This window comes from Prevotella amnii DSM 23384 = JCM 14753 (assembly GCF_000378745.1).
In the GTDB taxonomy this organism is placed as follows: Bacteria; Bacteroidota; Bacteroidia; order Bacteroidales; family Bacteroidaceae; genus Prevotella; species Prevotella amnii.
On the sequence record NZ_KB905265.1, the window covers coordinates 57,725 to 71,497 of the forward strand.

11 protein-coding genes and 6 tRNA genes are annotated in these 13,773 nt (G+C 34.5%); all 17 read right to left on the reverse strand.

Going from position 1 to position 13,773, the window contains the following annotated elements:
- Positions 1-10 precede the first annotated feature (10 nt).
- The 17 genes from F596_RS0100355 to F596_RS0100435 all read right to left on the reverse strand — a co-directional run bounded on the left by F596_RS0100355 (position 11) and on the right by F596_RS0100435 (position 13,734).
- Positions 11-550 carry a hypothetical protein gene (locus F596_RS0100355; RefSeq protein ID WP_019035420.1) on the reverse strand — a complete coding sequence of 180 codons (540 nt, stop codon included), beginning with the start codon at positions 548-550 and terminating at the stop codon, positions 11-13.
- A 33-nt stretch (positions 551-583) separates the two neighbouring features.
- Positions 584-656 (reverse strand) — tRNA-Gly (locus F596_RS0100360).
- Between the two features lie 43 nt (positions 657-699).
- Positions 700-782 (reverse strand) — tRNA-Leu (locus tag F596_RS0100365).
- A 46-nt stretch (positions 783-828) separates the two neighbouring features.
- A tRNA-Leu gene (locus F596_RS0100370) sits at positions 829-908 on the reverse strand.
- A 46-nt stretch (positions 909-954) separates the two neighbouring features.
- Positions 955-1,027: transfer RNA gene (locus F596_RS0100375), tRNA-Gly, on the reverse strand.
- Between the two features lie 44 nt (positions 1,028-1,071).
- Positions 1,072-1,145: transfer RNA gene (locus F596_RS0100380), tRNA-Pro, on the reverse strand.
- Positions 1,146-1,357: 212 nt separating this feature from the next.
- Positions 1,358-1,960, reverse strand: a complete 603-nt coding sequence (locus F596_RS0100385) for a response regulator transcription factor (protein WP_019035421.1) — start codon at positions 1,958-1,960, stop codon at positions 1,358-1,360.
- A 25-nt stretch (positions 1,961-1,985) separates the two neighbouring features.
- Complete coding sequence (locus tag F596_RS0100390; protein WP_008448991.1) at positions 1,986-2,942, reverse strand: LuxR C-terminal-related transcriptional regulator; 957 nt, start codon at positions 2,940-2,942, stop codon at positions 1,986-1,988.
- A gap of 193 nt (positions 2,943-3,135) precedes the next feature.
- Entirely contained in the window at positions 3,136-3,861 is a 726-nt protein-coding gene (locus F596_RS0100395; RefSeq protein ID WP_019035422.1) for a YebC/PmpR family DNA-binding transcriptional regulator, read from the reverse strand.
- Between the two features lie 15 nt (positions 3,862-3,876).
- Positions 3,877-6,345 (reverse strand): phenylalanine--tRNA ligase subunit beta, encoded by a 2,469-nt coding sequence (pheT, locus tag F596_RS0100400; protein WP_019035423.1) that lies wholly within the window; start codon positions 6,343-6,345, stop codon positions 3,877-3,879.
- Positions 6,346-6,822: 477 nt separating this feature from the next.
- A tRNA-Ser gene (locus F596_RS0100405) sits at positions 6,823-6,911 on the reverse strand.
- Positions 6,912-6,955: 44 nt separating this feature from the next.
- The gene (locus F596_RS0100410; RefSeq protein ID WP_019035424.1) at positions 6,956-7,549 is read right to left on the reverse strand and encodes an IMPACT family protein; all 594 of its coding nucleotides are present in this window, start codon (positions 7,547-7,549) and stop codon (positions 6,956-6,958) included.
- 29 nt (positions 7,550-7,578) lie between these two features.
- A complete protein-coding gene (locus tag F596_RS0100415; RefSeq protein ID WP_019035425.1) occupies positions 7,579-8,826 on the reverse strand; it encodes a DUF1015 domain-containing protein in 1,248 nt (415 codons plus the stop codon).
- A gap of 138 nt (positions 8,827-8,964) precedes the next feature.
- Entirely contained in the window at positions 8,965-9,882 is a 918-nt protein-coding gene (locus tag F596_RS0100420) for an NAD(P)-dependent oxidoreductase (protein WP_019035426.1), read from the reverse strand.
- A gap of 104 nt (positions 9,883-9,986) precedes the next feature.
- Positions 9,987-11,057 (reverse strand): 3-phosphoserine/phosphohydroxythreonine transaminase, encoded by a 1,071-nt coding sequence (serC, locus tag F596_RS0100425; RefSeq protein ID WP_024992576.1) that lies wholly within the window; start codon positions 11,055-11,057, stop codon positions 9,987-9,989.
- Between the two features lie 207 nt (positions 11,058-11,264).
- Positions 11,265-12,581, reverse strand: coding sequence for a DEAD/DEAH box helicase (locus F596_RS0100430; protein WP_019035428.1), 1,317 nt, complete (start codon positions 12,579-12,581; stop codon positions 11,265-11,267).
- Positions 12,571-13,734: a tetratricopeptide repeat protein gene (locus tag F596_RS0100435; protein WP_019035429.1), complete on the reverse strand. Its 1,164-nt coding sequence runs from the start codon at positions 13,732-13,734 to the stop codon at positions 12,571-12,573. The genes F596_RS0100430 and F596_RS0100435 overlap by 11 nt, the downstream gene beginning before the upstream one ends.
- Positions 13,735-13,773: the final 39 nt, after the last annotated feature.

The window sequence follows — 13,773 nt, forward strand, 5'->3', positions numbered from 1 at the left end:
TTTTATAAATTTATTTCCAAAGACCTAAATACTTAAACCTAAAATTCTTACCCTTAGCAGATGGGAACTGACTACGGTCATCTACTCGAGTTTTTAGATAATCTACCAATCGCTGATAACAATCCCATCCTGAAAGAGCTTTACAACGAGCAATAAACGTAGTATCACGATACTCATGTTTACCTGAAGAAGGTATCATTACTACACGTTTAAAAGTAAGCTCACCTTCATACCAACCTTCTCTATTTAAAGTCAAATTTTGTACAGCACTTTCTTTTTTCTGATTTGACGACGCAGATATAGACCGTACTGCCTTCTTATTTTTAAAATCCTCCATTGTTTCAGCTTCTGTTTTTATTACTATAAAATAAACACGTGGCCTTACCTTATAGCGCTTTGGATAAAATATGTCATTAGAAGCATAACCCCTAATGTCCGCCTCTAAATCTCTTGTTATCTGTATTTCTGGGATTGAACTTAAGAAATCTAATGCCTCATCCGCATTATGTACTAAAACTTCACTATCAAAATATCGGATGTATAAATTCATGTGGATAATGCTTTATTTGCTACAAAAAAAAAGAGCGGCAAACGAGACTCGAACTCGCGACCCCGACCTTGGCAAGGTCGTGCTCTACCAACTGAGCTATTGCCGCAATTATATATAATAAATAGTAAGTAGTTATGAACTTACTCACGTGAAGAGGAGGAGACTCGAACTCCCACGAAACAATTTTCACTACCCCCTCAAAGTAGCGCGTCTACCATTCCGCCACCTCTCCAATATATAAATATTGTACCATTTGATACATCATATCATAAGTTCTGTGCCCAGAACAGGACTCGAACCTGCACGTTATAAACACACGCACCTGAAACGTGCGCGTCTACCATTCCGCCACCTGGGCTTGCTACAAGATTCTAAGAACTTATTTGTGTTTCAATAAAAAAAAGAGCGGCAAACGAGACTCGAACTCGCGACCCCGACCTTGGCAAGGTCGTGCTCTACCAACTGAGCTATTGCCGCATTCTATAAATATTAACTCCTCTCTAGAAGTTTACAATTTGTTGTCGGGGCGACAGGATTCGAACCTGCGACCGCCTGGTCCCAAACCAGGAGCGCTACCGGACTGCGCTACACCCCGCTGCAAATCAACAATTAACATATTAGCCTCTACAACTATAATTTATAGCAATACGGCTAATCATTTCTGAATTGCGAGTGCAAAGGTAAACAATTATTTTTTAAATACAAATATTTTAGCGAAAAAATAATAAACTTTTTTTATAAAAAGACTTGTTATTTAAGTTCACCTTATTATATATATCCAAGATTTTAAATATATAAAATACCTGTTTAAATCTTATTTATATCCACATAGCCATGCATCACTGCATAAATAGTGAGCGCAGAAACACTTCTCATACCCAATTTATCCATAATATTTTTACGATGAGTAATTACTGTTGTCAAACTAATATTCAGCTTATCTGCTATTTCCTTATTAATCATTCCTTGCACTATCAAAGATAATACCTCTATTTCACGATTACTCAACAGCTTATTTTTAAGAACTGCCGGCAGCTCTGGCAAATTCTTTCCACCAGGATGTCCATATTGTTCCATCCTTAATATAGAACGAATTAACTTTTCCTCTGGAACACTTAAACATAAACTATGAAAGCCTGATAATTGAGAATTAGGATCACATGTTATAGTTAAAACAATAGTTTTATGTATATTATTAGAAAAAAACACACGATTCTCTAAAACAATAGTTTGAGCTACAAAAAAATGATAAAATCTGTTTGGATCAGCTCTTTGGAAATCAGAAAAAGAAGAAAAAGCCTCAACTGTCATAATAGGAATTACATTTTGCAAAATTTGTTTTAATCCTAACACCACTAAAGTATTAGGTTCTATTATAGCCATTCGAGGGCGTCCTTGTTCTACACTCATAACAAATTAATTCTTCGTTTTTATATTAAAGCTTTACACTACTAATATCTACTAAATTATTTACAATTGCATAGATAGTCAATCCTGCAGGTGAATGTATCTGCAGCTTACGTGCAATATTACGCCTATGAGTAATAACTGTATTAGTAGAAATACAAAGGTGATCTGCTATTTCTTTATTAGCCATACCTTGTACTAAAGCTATTATAACTTCTTTTTCACGATCACTAAGAGTATCGCTTGCTTCAGGATTCTTGCTAATCATATTTGATATTTTAGCACTCACTCCATTCTGCTTTATCCGTTCCTCTAAATTACGTATAACTGGAATAAATATATAATCTTCAACTTTAGCATGCTGTGTTAGCCATTCTTCACAATTATAGATATCGAACAAAGCTGCAGCAAGTTGATTATTACGTTGAGTATCTGTCGGTAAATACTTTACTATTATATCTTTTATTTCACCAAGCTGCTCCTCTGTTTGACGATGATGCTTAGAAAATGTTTCTATATTATAATCATCAGTAGTTTTTCCATTTAATAATACTTCAACATAAGAAAAAACTGTTTTTTCTTCGTACGACATATGCTTAGCTATTGTTTTAGCATATTCATCAAATAGCTTTATAATAAGTTTAGCTAAATTATCATTAGGATCAACAGCAGCAATTAGTTCTTTACGTATAGTTGGCAATTCGTAATCCAAATAATATACATGACTAGATTTAAGATACTGTAACAATGTAGGAATAGAGAGCTTATCCAAATCATCCCAGTCATTACTATTATTTACAGTAAAGTTTACTATAAATAGAAAAGTATTAGTATCTACATTTTGAGCTTCACAAACTTCCTTTACAGTTTTATCTCCAAAACCTAAATTAATACCAAAACGACCTATACTTTGTAAGATTTCATAATTATCATTGATAAGACTAATCATCTTATCATCTGCCTCGTATATTTTATGGTTTTTCATCTGCTTTACCCTTCATTTTTAATCAAATTACAAAGTAACAAAAAAATGCACATTAATAATAATTAATTTTAAGTATTTATATTTATTTTACTTAAAATTTACCGCTACAAAGCTCTCTCTTATCTTTATAATAAAAAGAGCTAAAGACTCAAATAAACCTTACTTTAGCTCTTTTAAAATATCAAAAGTCTATTTATTCTGGCTTCATATTGGTGTACACATTTTGCACATCATCAAATTCCTCTAGACGTTCTACCATCTTATCTATCGTTGCACGCTCTTCTGTAGTAACTTCTTTTAAATCGTTTGGAATACGAGTAAACTCTGCTGAAGTAATCTCAAATCCATTCTCTTCTAAATGCTTTTGAATATCTCCAAAGCTTTTAGGATCACCATAAATAGTTATTTCGTTTTCGTCCTCATCTTCATCATACTCATCATCTACACCAAAGTCTATCAAATCTAAAATTAATTCTTCCATATCCACTCCCTCTTTCTTTTTAAAAGAGAATACAGCCTTATGGTCAAACAAAAAACTTAATGAGCCTTGCGTTCCCATATTTCCATTAAACTTATTAAAAATAGAACGCACATCACCTACTGTTCGAGTAGTATTATCTGTTAAAGTGTCTACAAACACAGCAATACCATGCGGTCCATATCCCTCATAAGTTACTTCTTTATAATCACTAGTATCTTTACCCATAGCATTCTTAATAGCACGCTGAATATTGTCTTTAGGCATATTCTCGCGCTTACAAGTAGCTATGATGGCACGTAGACGTGGATTATTCTCGGGCTCAGGACCACCTGCCTTAACAGCAATAGCAATCTCTTTACCTAACTTAGTAAATGTACGAGCCATATGGCCCCAACGCTTTAGCTTTGTAGCTTTACGATATTCAAATGCTCTTCCCATGAGACTAAATTTTTATTAACGGAGTTCTGCCCCGAGTTTTATAGTTAAATTCTTAATTAATTTCTGCATAATAGCATCTATAGCCTTATCATTGAGAGTTTTTGTTGTGTCTTGAAGAATAAAGTTTACAGCATAACTCTTTTTACCTATAGGTAAATTCTTACCTTGATATACATCAAACAATTCCACCTTCTTTAACAATTTCTTTTCTGTTTGACGAGCTATTTCTTCTATCTGCACAAACTCTATTTTATTATCTAATAGCAATGCTAAATCTCTACTTACTGCTGGATACTTAGAAAGTTCTTCATACTGGAGATTATTCTTACGAACAACTTTCATAAGTTCTTCCCAATTTATTTCTGCGTAGAACACCTTCTGACCTATATCCATACGCTTCAACAAAGCTATACTTAATATTCCTAATTCAGCTATAATCTTACCATTCCTTGTTTTTAACGCAATTGCTTTATCAAAAATATTATTGTCCGAGTGTTCACTGACTAACGCTCCCTGACGCACTCCCACTCTACGAAGAATATTCTCTACATATGCTTTCAATTCATAAAAGCTGCTATCCTCGTCAGGATGAGCCCAAGAACCTTCTACATGTTTACCTGTTACCCATAAAGCAAAATGATGCTCTTGACTATAGGCTCTTACTGGATTATCTAAAGAATATCTATCCTGTGAAAACTTATAAATATTACCTGTCTCAAAAAAGCGTAAATTAGTAGCTTTACGATTAATATTATAAGCCAAGCTCTCTAAACCTCCAAATAATAAAGTTTGACGCATCACACCAAGGTCTGCCGATAATGGATTCATTACCTTTACAGTTTCTTCCCAAGTATACTTATTCCACTTTCCATGATCATAATAAGAAGTCTTTGTAAGAGAATTGTTTAAAATTTCAGAAAAGCCTGCTCCCACTAACTGCTCACTTACTATATTTTCACGATGATAATCCTTATCTGCCTCTTCTGCTATTGTTAAAGACGACTTTAACATTGTAGAGATTTCTACATTATTATATCCATATATACGCAATATATCTTCTACTACATCACAAGGTCGTTGTACATCTACACGGTAAGCAGGAACTAATAGATCAATACCATACTCATCTTCATTTTCTATCTTCATCTCAAGAGAGGTTACAATGCTCTTTATCGTAGAAACACCTATCTGCTTACCTATTAACCTATCACAATATTCAAAATTTAATCTTACAGGGAAATCGGCTATTGGCGAAGGATACTCATCGCATATTTCCATACTTACTTTTCCTCCAGCCAACTGCTGACAAAGTATAGCTGCTTGTTTTAATGCATATATTATACCATTAGGGTCTACACCACGCTCAAAACGAAAGCTCGCATCTGTAGATAAACCATGGCGGCGCGCACTCTTACGTATCCAAGTAGGATGAAAATAAGCACTTTCTAACACTACATTTTTTGTGGTTTCATAGGTTCCGCTACCTTTTCCTCCAAAAACACCAGCAATACACATAGGCTCTTCTTCATTACATATAGCTAAATCGTGCTTGCCTAATATATGCTCTTCGCCATCAAGAGTAACAAATCGCTTTCCCTCGTTCTTATCTCTTACTATAATATGGTTGCCTTTCACCATATCTGCATCAAAACAATGCATAGGCTGACCATATGCCCACATTATATAATTAGTAATATCTACAATATTATTAATAGGGCGTAATCCTATCACACTTAACTTATCTTGCAACCATTTCGGGCTTTCTTTCACCTCACATCCTGTTACACTCAAACAGGCATAACGCCTACAAGCTGAGGTATTTTCTATTGTTACCTTTATAGGAAGATTATTATTATCTACATGAAAATCATCACATGAAGGACGGTGTAAACTCGTTTCATAACCATTTTGTCTCAACCACGCATACAAATCTCGAGCCACTCCATAATGACTTAGAGCATCTGCACGATTAGCCGTAATATCTATATCAAACACCCAATCACTATCTAACTGATAATATTCTGCTGCTGGCATACCTACAATAGCTTCTTCCGGTAAGACTATAATACCATCATGCGACTTACCTACACCTATCTCATCTTCTGCACATATCATACCAAAGCTATCTACGCCGCGTAATTTGCTCTTTTTAATAACAAATTCCTTATCGCCATCATACAGTACGCATCCTAAATCGGCAACAATAACCTTCTGACCAGCTGCTACATTAGGTGCTCCACAGACAATTTGCTGCGCTTCCCCCCTACCAAGATCTACGGTGGTTATATGTAAATGATCCGAATTAGGATGATCTTCACAAGTAAGAACCTTACCTACAAATAGTCCTTTTAATCCACCACGAACAGTTTCCACCTCCTCTAATGAGCCTACCTCTAACCCTGTAGATGTCAAAGCCTCAGCAAGATGCTTAGGTGTTAAAGAAAAATCTACATATTGTTTTAACCACTTGTATGATATCTTCATTATTTATATGATATTTTAGTATGTTTTTGAAATGCAAATTTAATAAAAAAGTTAGATATAACAAAAAGCTACAGAGGTAAGATTTAATAACCATTTCATAACAAAGTAACCCACACCTTAATATATTAAGCTATGCAAACTACTTCATATACTATAACTGTTATTATATACTTACATCGATTTGATTAAAATCCTATTTTTTAGTACACTTAGGATTTTTTATTAGTAAGCCATGTTTTGTTTACTTATATTGTAACAACATTAGACCTCTTGGATATGTACACACTACCTTTACCACCCGATATTTTCACTCGAGCCCCTACCTACGTATTGGATTTATCATTACTAACAATAACGACCAACTACTCACTTAGATAAAATCATTTAATTATCTGAAAAATAGTAAATCTTTTTACCTATATTTTTCCACCTGTCAAAAAAGTGATTTGACTTACATTATCTATAATACATCTCTTGCGGAAGTAGAGGGATTCAAACCCCCGATACGCGATAAGGCGTATACCGGATTTCGAGTCCAGCGCATTCGGTCACTCTGCCATACTTCCTCTTATTAATAGCAAAATTAATACAAAAACCGAAAAACACCAAATTAATCAAACAAAACTTTATCCAACCTCTCTCTAAACTCCTGCACTTTACTTTGACGAATAGATACAACCATCTCACACATATTATCAAAAGATTGGTCTATAATACGAGGCTTCATATCTTTTATTATGCGCATAACAACATTCATCTTTAAATAAGAAAAAGCAAACTTAATATGCTCTTCTATAAAACGTTCTTCTATTATGCAGTTACTAATAGCAGCGGCAGCAGCCGTTCTATATGCCTCTATAAGTCCGCTTGTCCCTAAATTGATTCCACCATAATAACGTACTACAACAACTAATATATTAGTAAGGCTATTACTATTAATCTGTCCAAGAATAGGTTTACCTGCCGTAGAAGAAGGCTCTCCATCGTCTACTGCTCTAAATTCGCTTCTATCAGCCCCTATTACATAAGCATAACAACAATGACGCGCATCATAAAACCTCTTACGATAAGCTTTTACTATATCTAAAGATTCCATAGAAGAGCATACATGATGTGCAAAGGCGAAGAATTTACTCCGCTTCTCAGAGTAAAACCCCTCGCCTACTCTTGTTTCCAATATTGTTTTATACTTATCGTTACACATAAATAGGTATTAAGCACACAACACTTTCTTTACTCAAGCTTATGTATAACAAGTCCTGAACGAAGTTTTGGCTCAAACCATGTTGCCTTAGGTGGCATAATCTTACCGCTATCTGCAATATTCATAATCTGCTGCATAGATACTGGATATAAAGCTAAAGCCCAACGCATCTCGCCACTATCTACACGACGTTTTAGCTCCTCTAAACCACGTAAACCGCCCACAAAATCGATACGCTTATCTGTTCGCAAATCTTTAATGCCCATCAAGTCATCAAGAATTAACCTACTAGATATATCTACATCAAGAACACCTATAGGATCAGAATTATCATACGTCCCCTCTTTTGCTGTCAAGCTATACCAATTTTCATCAATATAGAGCGAAAATTCATGTAACTGCTTAGGCCTATACGCTGCCCTACCTTTCTTCTGAACAATAAAATTTTTAGTTAAAGCAGTAAGGAACTCTTCTGTTGTCATTCCATTTAGATCCTTTACTACACGATTATAATCTAAAATAGTTAGCTCACTTGCCTGAAAACATACTGACATAAAATAATTATACTCTTCCTTTCCAGTATGATTCGGATTTTGTTTAGCCTTCTCTGCGCCAACTAATGCTGCCGCTGCAGAGCGATGATGACCATCTGCAATATAAAGACTTGGCATCTTTGCAAACTCGTCTGTAATGGTTTTTATATCTTTCTCATCATCAATAATCCAAAGTTGATGCCTAAAACCATCTATAGGAGCTACAAAATCGTATTCTGGATCAGTCTTAGCATAACGCTTAATAAGGCTATCTAGAGTTTTATTATCTGGATAGGCAAAAAATACAGGCTCTATATTAGCATTATTTACACGAACATGCTTCATACGATCTTCTTCCTTATCACGACGAGTTAATTCATGTTTTTTTATAACTCCCGTTAAATAATCATTAACGTATGCACCAACAACAAGTCCATATTGTGTTTTACCATTCATTGTCTGAGCATATATATAATAATGCTCTTTATCGTCCTGAACTAACCAGCCTTTTTCCTGAAACTTCTTAAAATTAGCTACAGCACTCTCATAAACACGATCATCATATTCACTTGTACCTTCCTCAAAGTTAATCTCTGGCTTAATTATATGATATAAACTCTTTTCATTATCTCCAGCCTCTTCTCTTGCCTCTTCTGAGTTGAGTACATCATAAGGACGACTTTGAACTTCTTCTACAAACTTCTTTGGTGGGCGAACACCTCTAAATGGTTTTACAATTGCCATAATATTTAGGTTTTAGGATAAAAATTAATCACTCTCTTTTTTTTTTAAAGGATATTATAATGTACATAATTACTTTTTATAGTACATTATAATATTCCTTTTATATACAAAAATAAGTAACCTTACCTGATAAAAAAATTATTTATTTACTTGGAATTTAGTATCACCTGTAGCAAAGAATGCTTTTATTTGCCTTGCTGCAGCAATACCAGCATTTGAATTAGCCTCAGCAGTCTGAGCTCCCATCTTCTTTGGTGTGCTAAAATATCTACCTTCAAACTTGACAAATTCTGCATCTGCATCAGGCTTAATATCTGTTATATACTTAATGTCTGCGCGATCGTTCATTAAACGGATTAATTCCTCTTCATTAATAACTTCCTTGCGAGCAGTGTTTATAACAATTCCACCCTTAGGCATCATATTTACTAAATTATAATTAATACTCTTCTTTGTTTCAGGAGTAGCAGGGATATGCAAAGACACTATATCACACTTCTTAAACAACTCCTTCTCGTTATTAACAGCATGAACTCCGGAAGCCTCTATAACATTAACTGGACAAAAAGCATCATAAGCATAGATATCCATATCAAAGCCCTTTGCTACACGAGCTACATTACGCCCAACATTACCAAAAGCAAGTATACCCAACTTCTTTCCTTTTAATTCTGTACCTGGTTTTCCATTATAAAAGCCACGAATAGCAAATACTAATAAACCAAAAACAAGCTCTGCCACAGCATTTGAATTCTGCCCCGGAGTATTTTCTACTACAACATTATTAGCTATAGAAGCTGCTAAATCGATATTATCATAACCTGCACCAGCACGTACTATTATCTTCAAATTTTTAGCAGCAGAAAAAACCTCTGCATCTATCTTGTCTGATCTAATTATCATTGCATCAACGTCAGCAACAGCTGACAATAACTGCGACTTATCTGTATATTTTTCAAGCAGCACAACTTCATGTTTTGCCCCCTCAAGTTCCTCTTTAATACCTTTAACAGCAGCTTCTGCAAAAGGTTTTTCGGTAGCTATTAAAACTTTCATAGTAATATGTATATATTAAGTTTAAATATATTTTTTAACATCAGCAAGTAACCTTTTCTATCTACTCACTGATGTTTCTTTGTTAGTTAATGTTTCTTTGTTAGTTAATGTTTCTTTTCATAGTCCTGCATACAAGACACAAGAGCCTTAACCCCCTCAATAGTCATTGCATTATAACAGCTTGCACGGAATCCACCAACATCACGATGTCCCTTAATTCCTACCATTCCACGTTCTGTAGCAAACTTAAAGAAATCGTCTTGCAAATCTGCATACTCATCATTTAATACAAAGCAGATATTCATATAAGAACGATCTTCTTCGCATTTCACAGTACCTCTAAACAACTTATTACGGTCTATCTCTCCGTAAAGCAAGTCGGCACGCTCCTTAGCACGTTTTTCCATTGTCTTAACACCACCTTGTGCTTTCAGCCAGCGAAGATTTTCAAGAGCAGTATAAATAGGTACTACAGGAGGAGTATTAAACATAGATCCCTTCTTTGTATGTGTACGATAATCTAACATAGTGGGGATTTCACGCTCTACATTACCTAAAGCATCATCTTTCACAATAACAAAGGTAACACCTGCCATTGATAGATTTTTCTGTGCCCCTCCATAAATACAATCATATTTAGAGACATCTACTGGACGACTAAAAATATCTGAGGACATATCACCGATTAAGCGCACTGGAACATCAATATCCTTATGCAACTCTGTACCATAGATAGTGTTATTAGTAGTTACATGCAAGTAGTCGATATCTGAAGGAACAGCATACCCTTTAGGAATGTAAGTATAATTATCATCAGCAGAAGATGCCACCTCTATAGTCTCACCAAAATGCTTAGCCTCTTTCATTGCTTTTTTAGCCCATGCACCAGTATTAACATAACCAGCTTTCTTTACAAGGAAATTAGCTGGAATCTGACAGAACTGTAAAGAAGCCCCTCCTCCAAGAAACAGGACAGAATACCCTTCAGGGACATCTAAGACTTCTTTTACCAATTGTTGAGCCTCTTCCATAACTGGCTTAAAGTCCTTCGACCTATGACTAATCTCTGCAAGAGATAGACCAATACCATTAAAGTCTAAAATAGCATTAGCTGTTTTTTCTATTACTTCCCTTGGAAGTACACATGGACCTGCACCAAAATTATACTTTTTCATACGCATATATTGTTTAATGTTAGTTTTATAATAGTTTAGAGTAGTATGCAAAAACATATTATAATTTCGCTTACCCACGTTGCGAATTTACGCTTTTATTTTTAGTCATACAAGCATTTTACCTTTTTTTTTATTAACCATAGCACTTACACCAAATAACTATATTAGGCATTAATTAAAAATCAGCTTGCCATTTTGAAAGCATTTTTATCGTATTTCTTCCACTATAGTACGAATACCTTTTATTTTTTGATTTTTAGTATTAATTATAACCGAAGAAATTTTTCTTTTTTTTATTGCAGCATAAGAATATCTGTCTTTTATATCTATCTTTCCTATGTCCGAAGCCTGTAAACCGCCTTTTTTACATAAAAACCCTACTATATCTATCTTAGAAATTTTATCTTTCTTACCTTTTCCTATATATAAAGTTGCCATCTTTGGTTCTGAAGGTTTAGGAAGCTCTTCAGGTAAAGATATTATTTCATACTCTCCCTTAACATAATCGGGTAGCTGCTCCTCTGGACTAAGAATAAAACAAGTAGCACCTCCCTTATCCCATCGAGCAGTACGCCCTACCCTGTGAATAAAACAGTCTTCACTTTCAGGAAGATGATAATGTATTATATTATTAACATCAGGAATATCCAGCCCTCGAGCTGCTAAGTCTGTACTTATAAGAATATTAGCCGATCCATTTGAGAAACGATACAGAGCAGCTTCTCTCTCTGCTTGATCCAATCCTCCATGAAAAAGAGAAGTGGTAAAACCTTTTTCATGTAAGAAATTATATACTCTCTCTACAGAGTCACGATAATTCAAAAAGACTATAGAGCTTTGATCTTTAAAAGTGCATAATAACGCAAAAAGAGTTTCTAACTTATCCTTTTCTTGACTATGTACTACAAACGTGCTTACACGATTAGATAACACTTTGCTTTTATCAGAGAAATCTATCTTTAACAACTTTCCCATTGATATAAAGTTTGGTACCTCTTCTGAATATGTTGCAGATAGTAATATACGACGCTTAATATTAGGAAGTTTGTTTACAAGATTATACATCTCTTCATGAAATCCCATTGCTAAACACTTATCAAACTCGTCTATAACCATAAAGTCTACCCACGATGCATTTATATTTCCCTTATCAAGATGATCGTTTAAACGCCCGGGAGTAGCAAAAACCAAATGTGGTTTTTCTTTATTTAACAATTTATGCTCGTCCATCGTAGCCCTGCCTCCATATAAGGCTAATGCTCGAAGTCCGGTGCCTAAATCTTTCATAACAGTACACAGCTGCAAAGCAAGCTCTCTACTGGGTAAAACTATAACAGCTTGTACCTTATCTTCGTTTATATTAATAAGCTGACTCAATGGTATAAGATATGCGAACGATTTTCCTGTACCTGTTGGAGATAACACTAATATATCTTTATCAGTATGTAAGATAGCTTTAAATGTGGCTTCTTGCATAGCGTTAGGCGTTATACCTAACTTATTTAAAATAACATTACTTCCCATTCTTAATCTTATCTATTTCATCAAACTCTTTTCCCATATTCAAATTTAAATAAATAGTATAAAGGGGAGACAACCACTTTTCTTTACTTTCAGGCATTAGCTCCTTATACTTTTCTATATAAGGTAGTGCCTTTTCATAATAAGTAACTATACTATTACGTTTAGCTTTGCTACGTTGCCAATTCTTATCAAGCTCTATAGCTTGATTAAAATAAGCCATACCTATATTATAATAAGCATCGGCAAAGTTAGGGCTCTCTTCTATTAACTGCTTACAGATAGCTATACTTTGACCGTATCTACCTATATTAAGCAGAGCTGTACTCTTTGTAAAACGAAAAAGTATATTAGTAGAGTCTACTTGCAATGCACGGTTTGCTACTATTAGTACAGAATCGTTTGCTCCTATCTTATCATAATAATCTACTAAGCGAGGGAAGAAATAAGCAAACTTGGGATATTGCGAAAAACCCTCTTTCAATGTTTGTACATATCGCTGCGTATCCTTCTGTAAAATATAAGCTTCTGCTTCATACTGTTTTACAAAGTTTAGCATAGAACTATCTCGCTCAGCTAATTTTTGATGCCTTAATATCAAGGACGCATCATATAGCTTATATCCACAATACATAGCCCAATATGCTGCATGAGGTATTAAAGGGTCGTCTTTCCTATAATGATACCCTTTAAAAAGAGGCTGATCTTCTAAAGATATAAAATCATCAAAAAAACTATACGCTAATTTAAAGTTGCGAGCATGAATAAAGAACACACCACCATTAAACAGATTAGGACGAATAGAGTTTAATAATTCTGAATGTTTCACCCTATACTTAGGCTTACCCATAGCACTAAGTTTTACATCAATAGAGTCAAAACTATACATAGTGTGATACAACTTCCTTGTTATTGTAAAGAAAGCCGTTGTATCATATTTTTGATTTAAATACAATTTCTCATTACCCTGTTCGTATTGTTTTACTAACGCTTCACAAAGGATAAGCCATATCTTAGGATTAGTACGTTTAGAGGAATCTTCGAGTAACTGCTCCATAGACTTCTCTACCTTTACCAACTCTTTTCCTTGTTTCAACTGATCTCTTGCAATTTGTATTTGTCTCTTTTGTCCAAAAGTAGCAAGTGTGAGCTGCATCAATAATAATATATAAAATACTCTCTTCAAAATATTATA

Excerpts from the sequence above, each read along its gene's own strand:
- F596_RS0100415 (WP_019035425.1), bottom strand. The coding sequence starts at position 8,826 with ATGGCAATTGTAAAACCATTTAGAGGTGTTCGCCCACCAAAGAAGTTT.
- F596_RS0100385 (WP_019035421.1), bottom strand. The coding sequence starts at position 1,960 with ATGAGTGTAGAACAAGGACGCCCTCGAATGGCTATAATAGAACCTAAT.
- F596_RS0100430 (WP_019035428.1), bottom strand. The coding sequence starts at position 12,581 with ATGGGAAGTAATGTTATTTTAAATAAGTTAGGTATAACGCCTAACGCT.
- pheT (WP_019035423.1), bottom strand. The coding sequence starts at position 6,345 with ATGAAGATATCATACAAGTGGTTAAAACAATATGTAGATTTTTCTTTA.
- F596_RS0100395 (WP_019035422.1), bottom strand. The coding sequence starts at position 3,861 with ATGGGAAGAGCATTTGAATATCGTAAAGCTACAAAGCTAAAGCGTTGG.
- F596_RS0100390 (WP_008448991.1), bottom strand. The coding sequence starts at position 2,942 with ATGAAAAACCATAAAATATACGAGGCAGATGATAAGATGATTAGTCTT.
- F596_RS0100410 (WP_019035424.1), bottom strand. The coding sequence starts at position 7,549 with ATGTGTAACGATAAGTATAAAACAATATTGGAAACAAGAGTAGGCGAG.
- serC (WP_024992576.1), bottom strand. The coding sequence starts at position 11,057 with ATGAAAAAGTATAATTTTGGTGCAGGTCCATGTGTACTTCCAAGGGAA.
- F596_RS0100435 (WP_019035429.1), bottom strand. The coding sequence starts at position 13,734 with ATGCAGCTCACACTTGCTACTTTTGGACAAAAGAGACAAATACAAATT.
- F596_RS0100420 (WP_019035426.1), bottom strand. The coding sequence starts at position 9,882 with ATGAAAGTTTTAATAGCTACCGAAAAACCTTTTGCAGAAGCTGCTGTT.
- F596_RS0100355 (WP_019035420.1), bottom strand. The coding sequence starts at position 550 with ATGAATTTATACATCCGATATTTTGATAGTGAAGTTTTAGTACATAAT.